This window comes from Gemella sp. zg-1178 (assembly GCF_018790995.1).
GTDB lineage: Bacteria > Bacillota > Bacilli > Staphylococcales > Gemellaceae > Gemelliphila.
In genome coordinates, this window is sequence record NZ_JAHKEI010000007.1 from 36,882 (window position 1) to 57,608 (window position 20,727).

At 28.1% G+C, this 20,727-nt stretch carries 18 protein-coding genes; 9 read left to right on the forward strand and 9 right to left on the reverse strand.

Going from position 1 to position 20,727, the window contains the following annotated elements; translation table 11 throughout:
• Window positions 1-152 precede the first annotated feature (152 nt).
• Genes KMP12_RS07795 through KMP12_RS03070 form a run of 4 tightly spaced genes read left to right on the forward strand, consistent with a single transcriptional unit; the run spans window position 153 to window position 4,311 of the window.
• On the forward strand, window positions 153-1,886 hold the full coding sequence (locus tag KMP12_RS07795) for an ABC transporter ATP-binding protein (RefSeq protein WP_371821655.1): 1,734 nt from the start codon (window positions 153-155) through the stop codon (window positions 1,884-1,886).
• On the forward strand, window positions 1,873-3,615 hold the full coding sequence (locus KMP12_RS03060; RefSeq protein WP_215756275.1) for an ABC transporter ATP-binding protein: 1,743 nt from the start codon (window positions 1,873-1,875) through the stop codon (window positions 3,613-3,615). Before KMP12_RS07795 ends, KMP12_RS03060 begins: the two co-directional genes overlap by 14 nt.
• 35 nt (window positions 3,616-3,650) lie before the next feature.
• Entirely contained in the window at window positions 3,651-4,013 is a 363-nt protein-coding gene (locus KMP12_RS03065; protein WP_215756276.1) for a DUF1304 family protein, read from the forward strand.
• Between the two features lie 16 nt (window positions 4,014-4,029).
• On the forward strand, window positions 4,030-4,311 hold the full coding sequence (locus KMP12_RS03070) for a hypothetical protein (protein WP_215756277.1): 282 nt from the start codon (window positions 4,030-4,032) through the stop codon (window positions 4,309-4,311).
• A gap of 147 nt (window positions 4,312-4,458) precedes the next feature.
• Here KMP12_RS03070 and glmS read toward each other — a convergent pair whose 3' ends face one another.
• A complete protein-coding gene (gene glmS, locus KMP12_RS03075) occupies window positions 4,459-6,258 on the reverse strand; it encodes a glutamine--fructose-6-phosphate transaminase (isomerizing) (RefSeq protein WP_215756278.1) in 1,800 nt (599 codons plus the stop codon).
• 363 nt (window positions 6,259-6,621) lie between these two features.
• Entirely contained in the window at window positions 6,622-6,999 is a 378-nt protein-coding gene (locus KMP12_RS07800; protein ID WP_371821657.1) for a DUF6612 family protein, read from the reverse strand.
• A gap of 189 nt (window positions 7,000-7,188) precedes the next feature.
• On the opposite strand from KMP12_RS07800, the gene KMP12_RS03085 reads away from it, so the two are divergent.
• The 5 genes from KMP12_RS03085 (at window position 7,189) to KMP12_RS03105 (ending at window position 13,411) form a co-directional block, all read left to right on the forward strand.
• Window positions 7,189-8,064 carry a YitT family protein gene (locus KMP12_RS03085; RefSeq protein ID WP_215756280.1) on the forward strand — a complete coding sequence of 292 codons (876 nt, stop codon included), beginning with the start codon at window positions 7,189-7,191 and terminating at the stop codon, window positions 8,062-8,064.
• Between the two features lie 191 nt (window positions 8,065-8,255).
• A complete protein-coding gene (gene clpP, locus KMP12_RS03090) occupies window positions 8,256-8,894 on the forward strand; it encodes an ATP-dependent Clp endopeptidase proteolytic subunit ClpP (protein ID WP_215756281.1) in 639 nt (212 codons plus the stop codon).
• Between the two features lie 276 nt (window positions 8,895-9,170).
• Window positions 9,171-10,913, forward strand: coding sequence for an ABC transporter ATP-binding protein (locus KMP12_RS03095; protein WP_215756282.1), 1,743 nt, complete (start codon window positions 9,171-9,173; stop codon window positions 10,911-10,913).
• A 65-nt stretch (window positions 10,914-10,978) separates the two neighbouring features.
• Window positions 10,979-12,688, forward strand: a complete 1,710-nt coding sequence (locus tag KMP12_RS03100; RefSeq protein WP_215756310.1) for an ABC transporter ATP-binding protein — start codon at window positions 10,979-10,981, stop codon at window positions 12,686-12,688.
• A 126-nt stretch (window positions 12,689-12,814) separates the two neighbouring features.
• Window positions 12,815-13,411, forward strand: coding sequence for a TetR/AcrR family transcriptional regulator (locus tag KMP12_RS03105; RefSeq protein WP_215756283.1), 597 nt, complete (start codon window positions 12,815-12,817; stop codon window positions 13,409-13,411).
• A gap of 157 nt (window positions 13,412-13,568) precedes the next feature.
• Here the strand turns inward: KMP12_RS03105 and KMP12_RS03110 are convergent, their stop codons facing one another.
• The 7 genes from KMP12_RS03110 to KMP12_RS03140 all read right to left on the reverse strand — a co-directional run bounded on the left by KMP12_RS03110 (window position 13,569) and on the right by KMP12_RS03140 (window position 20,599).
• Window positions 13,569-14,714, reverse strand: a complete 1,146-nt coding sequence (locus KMP12_RS03110) for an MFS transporter (RefSeq protein WP_215756284.1) — start codon at window positions 14,712-14,714, stop codon at window positions 13,569-13,571.
• A gap of 484 nt (window positions 14,715-15,198) precedes the next feature.
• Window positions 15,199-16,050 carry a hypothetical protein gene (locus KMP12_RS03115; RefSeq protein ID WP_215756285.1) on the reverse strand — a complete coding sequence of 284 codons (852 nt, stop codon included), beginning with the start codon at window positions 16,048-16,050 and terminating at the stop codon, window positions 15,199-15,201.
• A gap of 6 nt (window positions 16,051-16,056) precedes the next feature.
• Complete coding sequence (locus tag KMP12_RS03120; RefSeq protein ID WP_215756286.1) at window positions 16,057-17,280, reverse strand: MFS transporter; 1,224 nt, start codon at window positions 17,278-17,280, stop codon at window positions 16,057-16,059.
• The gene (locus tag KMP12_RS03125) at window positions 17,273-18,025 is read right to left on the reverse strand and encodes a pepsin/retropepsin-like aspartic protease family protein (protein ID WP_215756287.1); all 753 of its coding nucleotides are present in this window, start codon (window positions 18,023-18,025) and stop codon (window positions 17,273-17,275) included. The genes KMP12_RS03120 and KMP12_RS03125 overlap by 8 nt, the downstream gene beginning before the upstream one ends.
• Window positions 18,026-18,804: 779 nt before the next feature.
• On the reverse strand, window positions 18,805-19,221 hold the full coding sequence (locus tag KMP12_RS03130; protein ID WP_215756288.1) for a cytidine deaminase: 417 nt from the start codon (window positions 19,219-19,221) through the stop codon (window positions 18,805-18,807).
• A gap of 1 nt (window position 19,222) precedes the next feature.
• Window positions 19,223-20,098: a Cof-type HAD-IIB family hydrolase gene (locus KMP12_RS03135; RefSeq protein ID WP_215756289.1), complete on the reverse strand. Its 876-nt coding sequence runs from the start codon at window positions 20,096-20,098 to the stop codon at window positions 19,223-19,225.
• A 174-nt stretch (window positions 20,099-20,272) separates the two neighbouring features.
• Window positions 20,273-20,599 carry a DMT family transporter gene (locus KMP12_RS03140; RefSeq protein ID WP_215756290.1) on the reverse strand — a complete coding sequence of 109 codons (327 nt, stop codon included), beginning with the start codon at window positions 20,597-20,599 and terminating at the stop codon, window positions 20,273-20,275.
• Window positions 20,600-20,727: the final 128 nt, after the last annotated feature.

Consider the following 20,727-nt stretch of genomic DNA (forward strand, 5'->3'; position numbering starts at 1 on the left):
TTATAGTTTGATTTTGAAATATTTTTAAGTGAAATTTTATTTGATATTTTTCTTAAGGATTTATTTAATTATTTTTGTAATTTTAAAATTGAAAAAAATTTTTATTTATGCTAGTATTATATGATGTTAAAATGTAGTAAGGAGGGGATTTTGTGAATAGTGTTTTAAGATTTTTTAAAAGAGATAAGTGGCGTGTTTTTGCAGTAACGATAACTTCCATGATTTCAAATTTATTGACCCTTTATCCTGTAACGAGGGTGTCTTATATTGTGGATAGTATTTCAACAAATACTATAACCTATAATGACGTTGTTCGAGAAACTTTGCTTTTACTTCTTGTCGGTGTCTTAAAATATTTAATTAGTTCTTTAAATGACTATATTACTTTTCTAGGTTACTTTTCTTCTATAAAATATTTGAGCCAAGATGTGCAAGAGGCAGTTTATAAGCATACGCCAATTTTATTTAATAAGATTAGTATAGGTGATGTTATAAGTAGGTCTACCAATGATGTTATTGACTATATAAGTCCCATGGCTTCTTTTGGTCTTTTTTGTTTTTTAGAGGGAGTTATTTATAACGGCTATATCACTTTTTTAATTTTTTCTAAGTCAACACTTACCTATACGGTACTAATAATTTTACCCTACATAATTCAAACAATTTATCTGTATCGTCATAAGGGCAAGCAGGAAATTTATTACGACAAAATGTTAAAAATTATGGATAAGATTACAGACGAAACTTTAGAAAATGTTAAGGGTGTAAGAGTTATTCGTACCTATAATTTATTAAATAAAGTAAGACAAAGTTTTGTAGAAAAATTAAATCTTTATGCTGATAATAATTTAGAATATATGAAAAATGTTAAACTATTCCAGCCAATTAATATGATTTCAACAGCAGTTTCTTATTTTATTTCTGTTGTATATGGTTTCTATTTAATTCAGTCATCACAAATGACTATCGGCGGAATTATGGCAATTTTTATTGTCCTTGTTTTGATACAATGGCCCTACATAGCCCTATCACAATTTATAATTTCTTGGGTGGAAACTAAAAAGGGAATGGAGCGTATCGAAGAAATTGAAAATGAAAAAATTCTAGTGAACAATGACTTAGCAACAGAAAATTTCGATTTTGATAGTGCCATAGAATTTAAAAATTTTTCTTTTAAATATGACAATGAAGAAGTTTTAAAAAATATTAATCTAAAAATTAACAAGGGAGAAACTATCGGCATAGTTGGCAAAACAGGTTCAGGCAAATCAAGCTTAGTAAAACAATTATTGCGTCTGTACCCGGTAGCAGAAAATCAATTAATTTTAGACGGAAAAAGTATCGAAAAATATTACGACTATTCAATAAGGTCTAAAGTAGCCATAGCTCTGCAAGAGTACCAACTATTTTCTAAAAGTTTAAAAGAAAATATTTTGTTTTATAGAAATAATCTTGAAGAAAATTTAGAAGAGGCTTTACTTATTGCTGATTTAAAAAAAGATGTTGATAGGTTTGAAGATGGAGTAGAAACTCTAATTGGAGAAAATGGTCTGTCCCTATCTGGAGGTCAAAAGCAGCGTATCGGAATTGCTCGAGCTGTAATTGGCAATCCAGAAATTTTAATTTTAGATGATAGTCTTAGTGCAGTTGATGCAACAACAGAAAAAAATATTATAGCTAATATTAAAAATAGTCGTCAAGGCAAAACAAATATTATTGTAGCCCACAGAATTTCTGCGGTTCGTCATGCTGATAAGATAGTCGTTCTTAGTGAGGGTGAAATTATCGGACTAGGTAGCCATGAAGACTTGATAAAAACTTGTCTGTGGTACAAAGAGTTAGACGAATATCAAAATAAGGAGGTAGAAAAAAATGAAGAAGAATAACAAAACTTTATTTCAGTTCATTCCTTATATGAAAGATGCTAAACGTGAATATATTTTTGGGTTGGGTGCAGCCTTGCTATCAACTTTAGGAAGTGTAGTGGCAGTTTATCTTCTTGCCAAAATTTTTGATAATGTCGAGGGAACTATCACCCAAAAAATAATCTATCGTTCCCTGCTTATTGTTGCAGGTTACGGAATAATGCAAATGGCTTCAGGTCTACTTACCTACATCAGAAATATTTTTTTGGTTGCTGGTGCAAACAAGGTTTATGTGAGTATTCAAACAAGGATATATGACCATATTCAAAATTTACCTATCAGTTATTTTGATAATATGCCAGCAGGTTCTGTGGTTTCAAGAATAATAAGTGATGCTAATGTAATAAGAAAATTTTTTACCGATACCTTTGTCAATATAGTAGTAATATTTTTAAAAGTATTTTTTATCTATATCGTTCTCTTTAGCGTAGATATTTACTTTGCATTCTTTATGCTGCTTTTGATACCACTTATGTATTTTATAATGGTGCTTTACAATAAATTTACTGTTAATACCATGATAAAATATCGTAAAACTTATTCAGAGTGTAGTGCTATTATAAATGAAAGTTATCAAAATTTAGAAATTATAAAATCTTTTAATAAAGAAGAAGAGAGTTTAAATTATTGGAAAAAAGCCAACGATAGACGCTATAAATACGGCTTGAAAATTAATTTTTTTGACGCAACTTTGTTGCATACTCTGACAGGTTTTTTACAAATATTAATTTTTACGGCAGTAATTTTTTATTACAGCTACTCATATTTTCATGATAATAAATTCGGTATTACAATCGGAATGGCTTATCTTTTTATTAATTACAGCCAAGATATTATTTATCGTTTGACTGATTTTACAGCAGAAATTTCAGTCTATACAAGGGCGATTAGTGCCGCAGTAAATATTGGAGAAGTTTTAGAATTAAAAGTAGAAGAAGATACTGGAAAAATTACAGCTAAAGATAATTTTCAAGGAAATATAAAATTTGAAGACGTATCTTTTGCCTACAAAGATGATAGCTATGTCTTAAAAAATATCAATTTAGAAATAGAAAAAAATCAAACTGTTGCCTTTGTCGGTTCTACCGGTAGTGGTAAGAGTACAATTATGAATTTATTAATTAAATTTTACGAGGCTAACAAGGGCAGGGTAAGTATAAGTGGCGAAGATGTAAAAAATTATAGCCGTAATTACTTGCGTGAACAGATAGCCATAGTTTTACAAGATTCATTTTTATTTGAAGGAAGTTTGCTAGACAATATAACTCCAACTGGTGATGAAAATTTAGCAGAAAAATCACTAGAACGTGTGGGAGGAAGTTTTATTTTAGAGCAGGGAAGAACTCTACAATCAAAAGTTGAAGATGGAGGTAATAATTTTTCGACTGGTGAAAAACAATTAATCTGTCTGGCTCGTGCCTTAGCAAAAAATCCAAAAATTTTAATTTTGGACGAGTCTACTGCCAATGTTGATAGCCAAACAGAACAATATGTCAGTCGTGCCATAGAAGAATTAAAAGTAGGACGTACAACTCTAATAATTGCCCACAGACTATCAACTATAAAAAATGCAGACAAAATTTTTGTCTTACATTACGGGGAACTCGTTGAAGCAGGAAATCATCAAGACTTGCTTGAACTAGGTGGACGTTACAGTAAAATGTACAGAACACAAACAAAGGGAGAATAATGTGAATATATAATTTTATAAAAGAGAGGAATTACATGAATTTATTAATCACAATATTATCAATCTTAACAGGACTAGAATTTTTATACATTATGTATTTAGAAACTATCGCAACAACTTCAAAAACAACATCAAGAGTATTTGAAATGTCTAAAGAAGAGTTAGAAAGAAAATCAGTAAATACCCTTTTTAAAAATCAGGGTCTTTACAACGGTTTGCTAGGTTTATTAATTATCACAGCTACAATTTTAGGAGATTTAAGATGGCAAATTTTACTGTTAGTCTATGTAGTTTTAGTAGCAGCTTACGGAGCCTTAACATCTAATCCTAAAATTTTATTAAAGCAAGGTGGTTTAGCAATCTTAGCCTTAATAATAATAGCTATAAATATTATTTAAAATATAAGGAGGGAATATGACAAGATATATCTTATTTTTTAGCGACAAGTGTCCAGATACGCAAGCGTTTGTTGCTGAGCTTAAAGCCCAAAATATCCAGTATCAAGAAGTAAATATTACAGACTCTATGGCAAACTTAAAACAATTTTTAAAATTACGAGATAGCAGAGTAGAATTTGAAGAAAGAAAATTGTGGGGCTTTGTTGGCGTGCCAGTTTTACAACTACCCAATGACAATTTAATTTTTGACCTAGCAGATTTAAAAGGTTTGTCTTGTAATCTAACAAGCAGAGATTAAAAAATATTTTGAAATAAATATTAAAAAATACTTTCTAAAACTTCTGAAGTTTCATAAAAAATAATTTCTAAAATTTAATTACTTCACGGCAATTTATAATTTATTTTCACTTTTTATTTGTTAAATTTATTTAAAAATTTTTTATTTTTATTCTACCGTAACTGATTTTGCAAGATTTCTTGGTTTATCTACATCTAAACCACGATTTACAGCTGCATAGTAAGCAAATAATTGAGTTACTACAATACTCACTATAGGTGCTAATTCTTCGTGAACATTAGGAATTGCATAATCTCCCTTGCGGGCAAGTTTTTCAAGAGTGATAACTAAAGTATTAGCTCCACGACTAGCAACTTCACTAATATTGCTACGAGTATTTAAGTCTAATCTTGTACTTGTTATTAGGGCAATAACAGGAGTTTTTTTCTCGATTAGGGCGATAGTTCCATGTTTTAATTCTCCACCAGCAAAACCTTCTGTTTGAATATAAGAAACTTCTTTTAATTTTAAGGCGGCTTCACAAGCAGAATAGTAGTCAGCTCCACGTCCTATATAAAAAGCATTTCTTTCTGTGAAGAGATTAGTAGCTAAGTTTTTAATATTTTTTGTATCATCTAAAATAGATTCTATGGCATTAGTAACTACTGATAATTCTTTTTCAATATCAATTTTTAGTTTGTTACCTAATCTTTTAGCAACTTCATAAGCAAGAATACTCAAGATTGCAATTTGAGAAGTATAAGCTTTTGTAGAAGCAACTGCAATTTCCACTCCGGCGTGTAAGAGCAAAGTATAATCACATTCGCGACTTAGGGTTGAAGCATCTACATTTGTTAGAACCAAAAATTTTAATTCTGGATATTTATCACGTACTTTTGTTAGAACTGCACGTAGGTCGGCAGTTTCTCCTGATTGTGATAGGAATATAAACATTGGTTTTTTTGAAAGTAGGGGCAGGTTATAAGCAAATTCTGATGCTAGGTGAACTTCTGTTGGAATTTTTGCCCATTTTTCAAAATATTCTTTTCCTACTAGTCCAGCGTTGTAACTTGTACCACAACCAATTATATATAATCTATCAGATTCTTTTACTGAATTTATTATATCTTCATCAATACTTACTTCTTTACCCTTAAAGTATTCAGAAATTATATTACGCATGGCAAATGCTTGCTCGTTTATTTCTTTAATCATATAGTGGGCGTAAACACCCTTGTCAATTTCCCCGTATTTTATGTTTGGTGTGAAAGATTTTCTATCGATACTTTGACCTGTGCTATCTTCTATAACAACACTATCTTTTTTTACTGTTACTATTTCACCGTCATTAATTTCTAAAAATTTGTTAGTGTATTTAATCATGGCAAGAGCGTCACTACCAACATAGTTACAGTCTTGCCCCAAACCTACAAGAAGTGGACTTTTATTTTTTGCTACATAGATAGTATCAGCATTTTCTTTATCCATTAAACATAGGGCGTAAGAACCATGTAATTTTGAGATTGCTTTTAAAAATGCTTCTTTTGTTGTTAAACCATCTTTTGCAAAAAGTTCAATTAGTTGGACTATAATTTCTGTATCTGTTTCTGAATTCATTTGAATTTTTTTGAAAAATCTATCCTTTAGTTCTTGAAAATTTTCTATTACTCCATTGTGAACAAGGGTAAATTTACCGCTAAAACTTTGATGAGGGTGTGAATTTTTTGTATTCACTCCTCCGTGTGTAGCCCAACGTGTATGACCGATACCGATATTTAATTCTAAATCACTTGGAATTAAGTCTTCTAAATTTTTAATACGACCAATAGTTTTTATAATTTCTGTTTTACCATCCACAACTCCAGCTATCCCACAAGAGTCATAGCCACGATATTCAAGACTACTAAGACCGTCAATTAAAAAATCTACTCCGTTATTATTTCCTATAAAACCTACAATTCCGCACATATATTTTTCTCCTAATTTATTTTTTAATAAGTAATAATAAAACTCTATTTACTTATGAAAATAGAGTTGATTATATACTACTCTTTACATAAGCAAATAAAGGTTTATGCAACCTTATTTTGAATATTGTAAGAGATAGTAACAATTTTGTGGAATAATAATTCTTTTGTATGTTATCTAACGAAACTCTAAATTCCGAAAAAGTATCCGCCGAATTTTCGATAACTTTTTTCCTCGGCAAGTAAATTTATTTTAAACTTTAAAACTTAGTTCGGGAGCTATAATTATAAAAAAATATCTCCGATTTTTAACAAATCAGAGATATTATAACATAATAATATTTTTTTTGCAAATTTACATTTATTAGTCCTTGTATGCTACTTGAGCATTAAGTGCTTCTGCTGGTAGAATTATTTCTGCAACATTATTTATATTTGAAAATTCTGTTTCTGAAATCATAGTAACAATCTCGCTACTTCTTTGTCCCTTATTAAGAACATAAAATTCTGCTTTTGTAGTTGCTGATATAATTTGGAAAGTATTTTTATTTACTAGATACTCCATGCTAGCAGATTTTATTTCTATGTTTTCTATTGCATCATCTAAATCAGTTGCCTCTCTAGCAGAAGAATTTTCTAGAGCATCTTTTATTATATCTTTATATTGCTCATCTGTTCCCTCATAAACTATTTGATATTTGCCATCTTTTTCATTTATTTTAATTCCTTTGTATAGTAATATTTATTATAATTTAAAAATTTTAAATATAAAGAATTTAATTATAGGCTTAGTATATATTTTATATAGCAATTGAAATTAAGCAAATTAACTTTTAATTTTATTTTAAAAATATTTATAATTTTCATCTTGCTTTTTTCTATATTACTTATTACAATAGTAGGGTAAATATATGAAAGAATGAGAAAAATTATGTTTAAAGATTTTTTTTTCCAAGTAGAACAAAAGAAAACTACAAAACAATTTTTATTTCTATTTGTAGGAATAATTATATTTTCTGTTTATGCAGGAATATTGCTACCTGCTAATGATTTAGGAACTGGTGGAGCCTTGGGGCTTGCCTTTGTTTTAAATAAGTTTACAGGTATTAATTTAGGGACAGCTCAGCTACTGTTAAATATCCCTTTATTTTATATAGGTTTTCGTTATGTAGGAAAGAATTTTATGATTTTAACAACAATAGTTGTCCTATCTTCAGCCTTTTTAATTAATTATTTACCCCTGGTAATTCATCCGGTAGACTTGCAAGACAAGTTAGTTGCTACCATATTTTCTGGAATTCTATCTGGTATTTCTATGAGTTTTATTATTATAGCTGGTGGCTCAACTGGGGGTACTGATATTACAGGGAAATATATTGTTAAAAAATTTAATTTAAATCTTCCTACGGTATTTTTGGTGCAGGATCTTATAATATATTTAATAATTTGGTTTTCTTTTGATATTCGCTACGTTATGTATGCCTTTATTATGAGTTTTGTTAGAAATCAAACTATGATAACTATTCAAAAATTTTTATCAGCCTATGTTCAGTGTACAATTATTTGCGACGATACAGAAGAACTTGTAGAAGTTATAAATACTAAAATGAATAGGGGTTCTACTATCATAGACGTAGAGGGTGGCTATAGTCATCAAAAACGCCGTATGATAATTTTAGTTATCCAACAAAATGAAATGCACATTTTAAGAAAAATAGTTAATAAACATTGCCCAAATGCCTTCATCACAACCAATAGTATTAATGCAATTATGGGTAACTTTAAAGAGCATTCTTACAGGTGGTAAGTAAATAATCTTTTAATTAATTTTATAAAAAATATTTAGTGGTTGGGCTGCTAAATATTTTTTTGTTTGAAAAAAATTTTTTTAAAAGTTTTATAAATTTTTTGTTTCAGTCCTACAATTATTTTAATTTCTTTACTAAAGCAAGTATTTCAAGTATAATTAAGATAAGAAAACTTTACGGAGGAAGAGAGATGAATTTAATTCCAACAGTAATTGAGCAGACTTCACAAGGTGAAAGAGCCTATGATATTTACTCAAGATTGTTAAAAGATAGAATTGTAATTCTTGGTTCAGATGTAAATGACCAAGTTGCTAACTCAATAGTTAGTCAATTATTATTTTTAGAAGCACAAGATAGTGAAAAAGAAATCTACTTCTACATAAATTCACCAGGAGGAAGTGTAACGGCCGGGTTTGCAATTTATGATACTATGCAACATATTAAATGTGATGTAGTAACTATATGTATGGGTATCGCCGCTAGTATGGGAGCATTTTTACTTGCTGCTGGAACAATAGGTAAGAGATATTGCTTGCCAAATGCAGAAGTAATGATTCACCAACCACTAGGAGGGGCTCAAGGACAAGCAACAGAAATAGAAATAGCTGCCCGCCATATCCTAAGAACAAAGGCTAAATTAAATAAAATATTAGCTGACAGAACGGGTCAAACTATCAAGGCAATAGAAAGAGATACAGAACGTGATAACTATATGACTGCTGAAGAAGCATTGGCTTACGGCTTAGTAGACAAGGTAATGTATCCAGAAAATAATAAATTACAAAAAAAAGAAAAAGTAAAAAAATCAAATAAAAAATCAGAAGAATAAAATTATGAACTAACCTGAAAAGTTGGAACTAAATCTAACTTTAGGTTAGTTTTTATTTTTTATAAAGAAAAATAATTTTTCTAATTAAAAAAATATAAAAGAAATTTTAGACAAAATTCTAAATAAAAATTTATAAAATAAATTAGCAATAGAATATTTAGGAAAAAATTTTATAAAAATAAAAACTTATTAAATAAAAATTTAATTAATCTTTACTTTTTTTTGTAAAAGTTGTTATAATAATTATTGCATTATAATTTGAAGAAAGGAATTTATATGAATCTCATAAAAAAATTGAGTTGGTTCTTAAAACTTGAAAAGAAGCAATATATTATAGCCATATCATCACTGATATTAGTTAGTATTTTAAATTTAATACCACCAAAAATTATAGGTATCGTGATAGACGGAATTACAGACGGTAATTTAACAGATTCTCAGTTGCTTATAGATGTTTTTGTTTTACTCTTGTCTGCTCTTGCCATGTATTTTTTACGTTATATCTGGCGTGTAAATTTATTTGGTTCGTCTAGTAGACTGGGAAAAATTTTGCGTTATAAACTTTATTCTCATTTTACAAAAATGTCGCCGTCATTTTATCAAAAATATAGGACTGGAGATTTAATGGCTCATGCGACTAACGACATAAATGCCGTAACGCAAACTGCTGGAGCTGGAGTTATGTCAGCAGTTGATGCAACAATTACTGCCTTTGTAACCCTGCTAACAATGTTTATAAGTATATCTTGGGAATTAACTTTATTAGTTTTAATCCCCCTACCATTTTTATCTTTTGCAACTAATCGTTTAGGAAAAAAAATTCATTTAAGTTTCAAAGAATCTCAAAATTCATTTTCTGAACTTAATAATAATGTTCAAGAAAGTGTTAAGGGTATCAAAGTTACAAAAGCATTTAACTACGGTAAGCAAGAAGTAGAGAAATTTAAGCAAACTAATGATAAAACTTATGCAAAAAATTTAAAAACTATGCGATATGATGTTTTATTCGACCCAGCCATTTTGGTATTTATAGGTTTGTGTTATTTAATTTCTTTAACTATGGGAGGTTATTTTGTATCTGTTGATAAAATAACAATAGGAAACTTGGTAACTTTTATTACCTATCTTGATATGTTAGTTTGGCCCTTGCTTGCTATGGGATATTTATTCAATATCATACAAAGAGGTAATGCTTCTTATGGAAGAATTGAAAAATTATTGAATGAAGAAAGTGATGTTGATAGCAACGAAAATTCTAATCTAACAATAGCAAATGGAAAATTAGAATATAATATAGAAGAATTTATTTATGAAGATGTTACGACACTTGCAAATATAAATTTTTCTTTAGAAAAAGGAGCAACACTGGGTATAGTAGGTCCAACTGGTTCAGGAAAAACAAGCCTATTAAAATTATTACTTAGAGAAAGAGATGTAAGTAAGGGAAATATCTCATTAAATAATCATAATATAAATGATTATAAGTTATCAGATTTAAGAAGTTTAATAGGTTATGTTCCCCAAGACCAAATATTATTTTCAGCATCAATTCGAGATAATGTAAAATTTGCTAATCCTGATTTATCTGATGAAGAAGTTGCAGAAGCAACAAGATGGAGCGGAGTTTATAGGGATATAATTTCTATGCCAGCTACTTTTGATACCATAGTTGGTGAACGTGGAGTAGTCTTATCTGGCGGACAAAAACAACGTATTGCAATTAGTAGAGCCTTGATTACAAATCCAGAAATTTTAATTTTAGATGATAGCTTGAGTGCAGTTGATGCCAAAACAGAAGATTTAATTTTAAATAATTTACGTACACTTAGAGAGGGAAAAACCAATATTATTACAGCCCACCGTTTGAGTGCAGTTGTGCATGCAGATTTAATTATTGTTATGGATAAGGGAACTATTTTAGAAAAAGGAAATCATAATCAACTATTAGCAAATAATGGTTGGTATGCAAAAACTTATCACAAACAACAGATAGAACAAACATTGGAAGGGGAGGAATAGAATTGAAAGAAGAAGAAAAAAATATTCCATCAGCCACTAGACAATGGCAGGTATTTAAAAGATTAATGTCTTACGCTAAAAATTATAAATTATTGTTAGTAGTAGCCTTGTTAGCCTTATTTACAACAACCATAATACAAGCAATTATACCTAGAGTTGCAAAATATTTTATTGATAATTTTATTGGGAAAAATTTTGCTTTTAAAAATACGGTAGTAATGATTTTAGTAGCCTACTATCTGCTATATTTATTACAAGCCCTATTTAATTATATTGGGAAAACTACTTTTGCCAGAGTCTCATTCGGTATAGTAAGAGATTTACGTAACGATGCTTTTGCAAATATTCAAAAATTAGGAATATCATATTTTGATAAGGTAGCTGCTGGTTCTGTCGTATCTCGAATTACTAATGATACAGAAGCAATAAGTAATATATTCGGTGTAATTTTTAGTAGTTTTATTAGGGGAACTTTTTTAATTTTTGTGAGTTTATATTCTATTTTCACACTTAATGTGCAGTTAGGATTTTTAATGCTACTCCTAATGCCAATAATTTTTGCCTGTATGTATTATTATCGAAAATTAGCAGTTAGTGCCGTAGCAATAACAAGAAGTAAACTAAGTACCATTAATGCCAAACTTGCAGAAAGTGTAGACGGAATGAGAATTATCCAATCTTTTCGCCAAGAAGAAAGATTGATAAGAGATTTTGAAAAAACAAATGCTGAACACAATGACTACTACATAAAATATTTAAAAATAGATAGTCTGTTATTAAGACCAGCTCTGTCGCTTTTAAAAATTGTCGCCTATGCAATTTTACTTATGTACTTTGGTTTTAGGGGAGAGTATTTAGGTTTTACAGCAGGGATAATGTATGCTCTTATTCAATATGTGAATAGATTATTCGACCCGCTAATAGAACTAACACAAAGTTTTTCATCATTACAGATGTCTGTGGTATCAGCAGAACGTGTTTTTGATGTAGTTGATGAAAATAATTACGAACCAAAACAATTTGACAAAGATATAAAAATTGAAGAAGGTAACATAGAATTTAAAAATATAAGTTTTAGTTATGACGGTCAGCACGACATCTTAAAAAATATTAGTTTCAAAGCTAACAAGGGAGAAACTATTGCCTTTGTCGGTCATACAGGTTCAGGTAAATCTTCTATCATAAATTTATTTATGAGATTTTACGAATTTGATAGGGGACAAATATTAATAGACGGACACGATATTAAAAGTTTCAAACGTGATGAACTACTAAAAAAAGTTGGTTTAGTTTTGCAAGACCCATTTTTATATCACGGAGATATTGAATCAAACATAAAACTTTTTGCTGAGAACCTAACGAAAGAAGAAGTTATCCAAGCAGCTAAATTTGTTGATGCCCATAATTTCATAGCAGAATTTGAAGATGGCTATAATCACAAGGTTACAGAAAGAGGAAGCACCCTATCATCAGGGCAAAGACAATTAATAGCCTTTGCTAGAACCATAGCCCTAGCACCAAAAATATTAATTTTAGACGAAGCAACTGCCAACATAGATTCTGAAACAGAAGAATTAATTCAAAAATCCCTAAAAAAAATGCGTAAGGGGAGAACTACTATCGCCATTGCCCACCGTTTATCTACTATTCAAGATGCAAATTGTATTTACGTTTTAGACAAGGGAAAAATAATAGAATCTGGTTGCCACGAAGAATTACTAGCTAAGCAGGGAACTTATTACAAAATGTATCAATTACAAACTGGTATGATGTAAAAAGTTTTATAAATAATAAGATAAAAAATTTTTAAATGTAATAAATAGATTGATTAATATATATGAAAATGTTATAATTTTTATAATATAATGTTGATTGCGAATTATCCTTTAAGGAGAATAAGGATGACATTAAATAATAAGTCAAGAGAAAATATTATCAGAGAAACTGTTAAATTAGTTCAGAAAAATGGATATGCAGGTACAAGTATCCAAGATATTATAAAAAAATCTAAAGCTCCTAAAGGGAGTATGTACTACTATTTTCCAAAAGGAAAAGATGATATGATAGGTTCATCTCTTGATAAGATAGATGCAGAATTTCAAAAAAAATTTAAAAATGCTGTAGCTTCGTGTGAAAATTTGTCATGTACATTGACTACTTTAGTAGATTTATTTAAACACAAGGAAAAAGTATACGGAACCCCAAGTTTTAGACTGACCCTACTAGCCTTAGAAACTATCGGGCAAGCTCCAGTAGTTGCAGAAAAATGCTCTGACATATTAAAAAGTTGGAAAAAATTATTGGCTGAATCAATCGAAAATGTAGGTATTGATGCAGAAGTTAGTGAAAATATAAGTGAATGGTTCTTTACTACGGTGCAAGGTTCCATTTGTGCCTCTGTAATTCAAGACGACACAGCATTTATGAAAGTAGCAGACCAATCTATAAAATTAGTACAAAATATGGACGCAGAAGCTTTAAAAGAAATGTTTTCATAAAAAAAGACTACTAAAATAGTAGTCTTTTTTGCTCTATATATAATATTTAGTGAATATAAAAAAATTCTAACTAAATATTCTTTATTATTTTTTATCGACATAATTGACAGAGACTTTTTACTTTTAATTTAAAATCTACAAATTAGTTATAAAATTTTTATCTTCCTTTTAATCTGAAGTATAGAGCTAAATTAAAAAGAATTACACAACTTGTAATGTAAAAAGGAGTTATAAATAAATCTATATTTAATTTTTCTAATAATTTTGTTAAAACTAGAGGTGTTATTATAACTCCAATATTTCCAGCAGTTAGAAACATACTTACTACAAAATTAATTTGATTTGACTTATATGTTTTTGAAATATAGAAAAATGCAGATGATACAAAACCAACGAAACCAGCTCCTATTAGGAGAGCCCCAACATAAAATAATATTTTATTATTAGCTAGAGTAAAGAGTAAATTTCCTATACCCATTAAGGCGTTCATGAGTAATAATACTTTAAATCCTAGTTTTTTTGTTAATTTACCAAATATGATACCTATAATAGTTCCACTAAAGGCTAAAGCTGTTAGCAAATTACTTGCTAAAACACTTGAGTATTGATATTTTGTAACTAAAAGTGTTGGTATTTTTATTGTTGCACCTATGTAGCTAATTCCTCCAAAAAAGCTTATTAACATTAGCACAAAAGTATCACTATTGAAGATAACAATAGATTTAATATTTTTTATTTTATTTTCAACTGGGGGTACATATTTATAAAATAGAAAGAATACAGGAATAACTAATAGATAAACTAAAAATGTATAATTAGCTCCCAGTAATAGTGCATAGCCTGCTATAAGAGTTGTTAGAGCTTTTCCTAGGTTTAGGGTTGCTGTTCTTAGGCCAATCATACTAGCCATAACATCACCCTCGTAATAATCACTAATTATACTAATTGATAAGGAATTATATAGCCCAATACCTATACCTAAAAGCAGCCTACAAATAAATATAAGTGTAAAGTTTGTAGTTATAAAAGATACAAGACCAGATATTAGAATCAATATTAAACCCAGTAGAACTGTATTTTTTTTACCAAGCTTAGCAATTACAAAATTACTTAGAATTACAAAAATAGTAATCATCATGGCAGGAATGGTAACTAAATTTTCCACTGATGCTAAACCAATACTATTATTTTTAGAATGATATAAATCATATAGTTTTGGTATGGCTGGGGCAATAGCAACATGGGAAAATACAAATATTGATATTGATAAAATAGCAATTTTTATTGATAATTTATTGTACATAATTATCTCCTTTAATATTTATTTTTTATAAGTATATAAATAAATTTTTTATATGTCAAGTAATAATTTCTATAAAAATAGTCTTAAATTATATATTATAATTTAAGACGTTTTTTATTTTTTAAATATTTTTTTACACCACATGGCGAATAAGTTCCTAATAAATTTTATTTTTCTAAATCTTTTTTTGAAAAGCTAAGAGGTAAAACTTCCTCGAAAAAATTATAGACCTTAAAATTATCCTGCGAATTTCCTAGAATAATTTCAAAATTTTAATCTCTGGTTAGGCTTGAAATTTTAGGTTTGAAATTTGCTTCTGTAATTACTTCTAAGGCTTCGTAATAGGTACGACCACTTGCTACTAAAATTATACGCAATTTTTTTCTAGAGTCTTATACCGCCTTTAAATTATCTTTTGTAATCTTGTGTTCACTATTAAGAAATTTTCCGTCCATGTTGCTTGTTATTAGTTTTACCAATTAATTTATTTGTCTAATATGTATCTATCACAATTCTTTATATAAAAATGTATATATTTCTGCCAATATATACATTCTTGTGATAATATTTCTTTAGCTTCTATAAAGTATTTTTTTGCTTCTAAAATCAAATTAAGAAATAACTTTTTATCATATTTTGGTATAGTTTCTTCTCCATATTCAATATAATATCTATTTACGTAAATATTAAATTGTTTAGCTTTATAATCATCTATGAAATCCTCAAGATCATCTAAAATCTGCCTTCCATATGCAAACTTGTCGTGTGATTCATACAATTCATTGATTATTTCTTCACTCATATATTCTTTTGATATTTTATGATATAGGTACAAAGCAATTTTTGCAAATGAATATTTACTATGCACATATTTTTCTTCTTCTTGCAAATTTAGAATTTTATTATATTCATAAGAGTATTTTTCATTAAATAAGCTTGCCAATGTTTTAGCAACATTTTCTATAATATATACATCTTCTGGAAAATTACTCAAATACTTCATATTTATTGAATATTGTTCTAATAAAAGTAATAATTCTAGAGGTTCGTCAATTTTCTGCGAATCATAAATTTTATCTAATAAAAATAATGATGTAAAATGATTATGAGAAAATACAATCAATTCTTCCAATTGTTTATTTGATAAATTAAATTTTTCCCTAAACATTAATGGATACAAAGAATAAATCGACAAGGACTGTAACTTTCTTGTATCTTTCAAAAATACTAAACTTCTCCCAAGTGAAAAATTCAAACTATTATTTATAATATTATAAAAATATTCTAATTCTTCACTGGTAATTTCTAAAATTTCTTTTACCATACTAACTTTCATAAATAATCACTCCAATTCATCATTGGCTAGATTTATTTTAAATATCCCGGGAATAGGTATAGAAACTATCAATAACATACCAGCTGAAACAAAAAATATTATCCCTGCATCTAGCCTAGCAAACATGTATCCATATATTAGTATACTTAGAGGCATTGTTATTTGGGTAACGGTATTTAATATAGCAAATACTCTTCCTTGGAATTCTTTAGGAATTTTAATCATAGACCAGCTTGATAACAATATATTTCCTATAGTCATAAAAAGCGCTATAGACATTGAATACATAGCTATTACAAAATACCATGTATTATTAGAAAAATCTAATCCTAAAAGACCACTTAAAATAAGTGTTACTATCCCCATAAGAATAATAGAATATCTAGCAAATCTTAACTTTGTGCTGGTATTTATTGTTGTTGTAATTAATGCTCCTAATATAAGACCAATTGCAAAAATACTATCATTTATTGCATAAGCAGTATTTGAAAATTTTAATACCTGTATTTGCAAATATGGAAGACCTACATTTATTACACCAACTATAAAATTTATTACTAAAACAAATAACATTCCAAATATTATTTTTTTATAGCTAAAAATAAATTTCATTCCTTCTTTAAACATGAATAATAGTGAATTATTAGTACTATTTTTTATTTTATTATATTTAAAGTCTATATTCCAAAAAATAATTAAAACAAAAAATTCTATAACAGCTGATATTATAACTGCTCCAGCAATAGATAATTTATCATATATAAAAACTGCTATAATTGGAGATAAAATCATACTTGCTGCTTGAATCAATTGTAGATGGGAACGAAATGATTGTATATTTTTTTCATTTATTAGACTACTCGTTGATGCAGTAAGTGTAGTTGATAGAAACTGATCCGAAATCTTCAAAATAATCAGCAACACGACTATATTAGCAAAATTTACCTCATTTTCTCCATTCAGTAAATAAAATAATACTAATGCTATACAACTTGCAAATTGAGAAAATTTTATAATTTTATTCCTATTAAATTTATCAACAATACTACCAAGAATAGGAAGCAATAATAGGGCTACTAAGGGAGCGATAATTTGTGATAAACTATATAAAAATACTGAATTAAGTACTTTAAAAATATATAAACCTAATGCAAAAGATAAGACACTACTTCCAATTTGACCTAATCCATTTCCAATCAACAATAGCTCTTTTAAATAATTTTTATTCAACTATAACCATCTCCTTAATTGAATTTTTCAGGAAAATTTTTCTATTTTCAAAAAAATCCATTCCTAATTTAAATTTCCAGTTAAAATTTTCTGATTTAATTAAAAGTTTCCTAGATTTATATTCTATTCCAGCAATGTTTAAAATAATATTTTTAATTGTTGCTACTTTAATCAATTTAATACCGTTTATTCCTAGAACAATATTTCTTTCCCAAATAACATCATAGTTGTTGAAAACTTCTTGAGTTACAAATGATTCAGTAGCTCCTAAATCTATCAAAGCACTATGCAAATCATTCTTATATTTCATTTCTATTACTAATTGCTTGTCTGATATGATAGGCGTTCCTATTTTCTTATTTTGAGTAGTTTCTGTTACAAGGCTGAATATTTTATTTTTTATGTCAATAAGCAAATCTAGTTTTTTTAATATGTCCCAACCTAATATTCCATCTATTCCTAAATATAAAAATAAACTATTTCTTTTTTTCTCTAAAATCTCTACCTTATGAATAATTGTATTATCTATATTTATTTTTGGAAATATGTATTTATTTTTTAAAAATTCTTCTCCTCCAATTCCTTTAACTTTTATTTTTTCTAAAATATTTTGTTTGTATTTCTCAATGTTCTTATTTCTCACTATAAAACTTCTTTCAGAACCTGTATCAACTAAAAACTTATAATATATTTCATCTATTTTTATTTTTATAATTATCATATTTCTTTTAAGAATAAATCTCATATATAAAATTTCCTATATTATAATAAAGGACTCGGAATAAATCCAAGTCCTGATTTTACCATTTTACTGTAACTTTTACTTCTGGTAATGATTCAATTTCAATAACAGATGAATCTACAGAAAAAACAACTTCTTTTTCAGAATTTAACACTGTATCTTGATTTTCCATTTTTATTTCCTCCTAATTATTTAATATATAATTAATACTTTAAATATTTATAATAGCTAAAATTAGTTTTAATCACCTCACCTTGTTTATTTTTTAAATTATATCTTCTAAAAAACTAATTGTCAATATTTTTTAATAAGTTTTTGTATTTTTTATTTATTCATTTATTATTTTCAATTCTCTAGCTATTAATTCTCATTTTAGAATATGACTTTGTTGTTTTTTTAATATTTTTCGCACACCACACGGTGAACAAGTTTCTAACAAATTTTATTTTTCTAAATCCTTTTTTGAAAAGCTAAGGGGTAAAACTTCCTCAAAAAAGTTATAGACCTTAAAATTATCTTGCGAATTTCCTAGAATAATTTCAAAATTTTCATCGGCAAATTCTACAATAACTTGCCTACACACCACACGGTGAACAAGATTCTAATAAATTTTATTTTTCCAAATCTTTTTTTGAAAAGCTAAGGGGTAAAACTTCCTCGAAAAAGTTATAGACCTTAAAATTATCATGCGAATTTCCTAGAATAATTTTAAAATTTTCATCGGCAAATTCTGCAATAACTTGCCTACACACACCACACGGTGAACAAGATTCTAATAAATTTTATTTTTCCAAATCTTTTTTTGAAAAGCTAAGGGGTAAAACTTCCTCGAAAAAGTTATAGACCTTAAAATTATCATGCGAATTTCCTAGAATAATTTTAAAATTTTCATCGGCAAATTCTGCAATAACTTGCCTACACACACCACACGGCGAGCAAGTTTCTAATAAATTTCCGTCTGGACCTCCGACTACGGCTATTTTTTCAAAGTCTCTAACGCCCTCACTTACTGCCTTAAATATTGCTGTACGCTCTGCACAGTTGGTGGGTGTGTAGCTGGCATTTTCTATGTTGCAACCTGTGTATATCTTACCATTTTTTGCAAGTAGGGCAGCACCAACTCGAAATTTAGAGTAGGGAACGTAGGCAAAGTTTGTCGCTTCAATTGCCTTGTTTATAAGAATTTTATTTATTTCCATTTTAGATACCATTTACTTCTTTCAATAATTTTTTTATCATACGTCCGACACCAGAATTATTGTTATCAAATTCTGTAATGTATTTTGACTTTTCTTTAACTTTAGGAGTGGCATTTTTCATGGCAACACTATATTTTGAAATTTCTAACATGGAAATATCGTTGAGATTATCTCCTAGGCTCATAACATTTTCTAGGTCTATATTCTTTTTCTTGCAAATATCTATCAGGGCATTTCCCTTTGACGCCTCTTTACTAATAATTTCTAAATTGTTGTAACCTGAAGAAGTAATTTCGATATTAGTATTTTTTTCTAGTAAGTTTTTAGCTTCTTCTAATTTTTTTCTATCTTGATGAAGAACAATTATTTTTATTGTTGGATTGTCAGCAAGATTAATATAGTCTTCGACATTAGCAACTTCGACTATATGCCCCTTGTCTTTTCTTCTTAAAACTTCCTTAGTAAGGCCTTCAACATCTGGTTCAAAACCTTGTCCTTTTACCAAATCAATAAAGGCTTGAATATATTCTTGAATACTGTCTGTGTATAGGCAGTTTTTTGTATAAATTTTACAAGTGATACCAATATTTTTTAATTCATTAATAATAAACTTAATATCCTTAATATCCAAGGGGAAAATTTTTGTAATCTCGCCACTGGTGTCGTAATTCACAGCTCCGTTTAGGGTTAATATTTCCGTTTTAAAATTTGCTGCTGTAATTACTTCTAAGGCTTCGTAATAAGCACGACCGGTTACTACTAAAAATTCTACGCCATTTTCTCTAGCGTATTCTACCGCCTCTAAATTTTCTTTTGTAATCTTATGTTCACTATTAAGAAATGTTCCGTCCATGTCGGTTGCTATTAATTTTATCATTTTACCTATCCCTCCATATTAATTGTATTTAGGAATTTAAACCTAGTTGTAACTTTCTCTATTATAGCAAAAAATAAAATTTTATTCTATTTGTCTTGGACTTTTTGTAAAAAAAATATGCAAGGATAAGACTTACATAATTTTTTTAAATAATATATTTTAAAAATAATTTTATTAATGACCAGCATTTCCAAATAAATTTACGATAATCACACCGACAACAATTAGAATAATACCTAGTATAGTAGTAACATTAATACTTTCTTTAAAAATTAAAACAGAAATAATAGAAGTGAAAACTATACCGACAGCTGACCAAGTTGCATAGGCAACTCCTAGATTTATTTTATTTAGAGATAGGGCTAAAAAGTAAAAACATATAGCAAAGCCAATTATAGAAGATAGAGCAGGGTAAAATTTTGTAAATCCCTCTGATAATTTCAACATACTTGAAGCAAAAAGTTCTATTAAAATTGCTATAAATAAATATAAGTAATGCATTATAATCTCCTTTAAAATTTTATATCGTAAAATTATATAATGAAAATATAAAGAAATAAAGAATTTTATTTTACTATAAACTTATAGCAATAAATTTAATAAAAAAATTTAAAAATTTAAAATAAAAC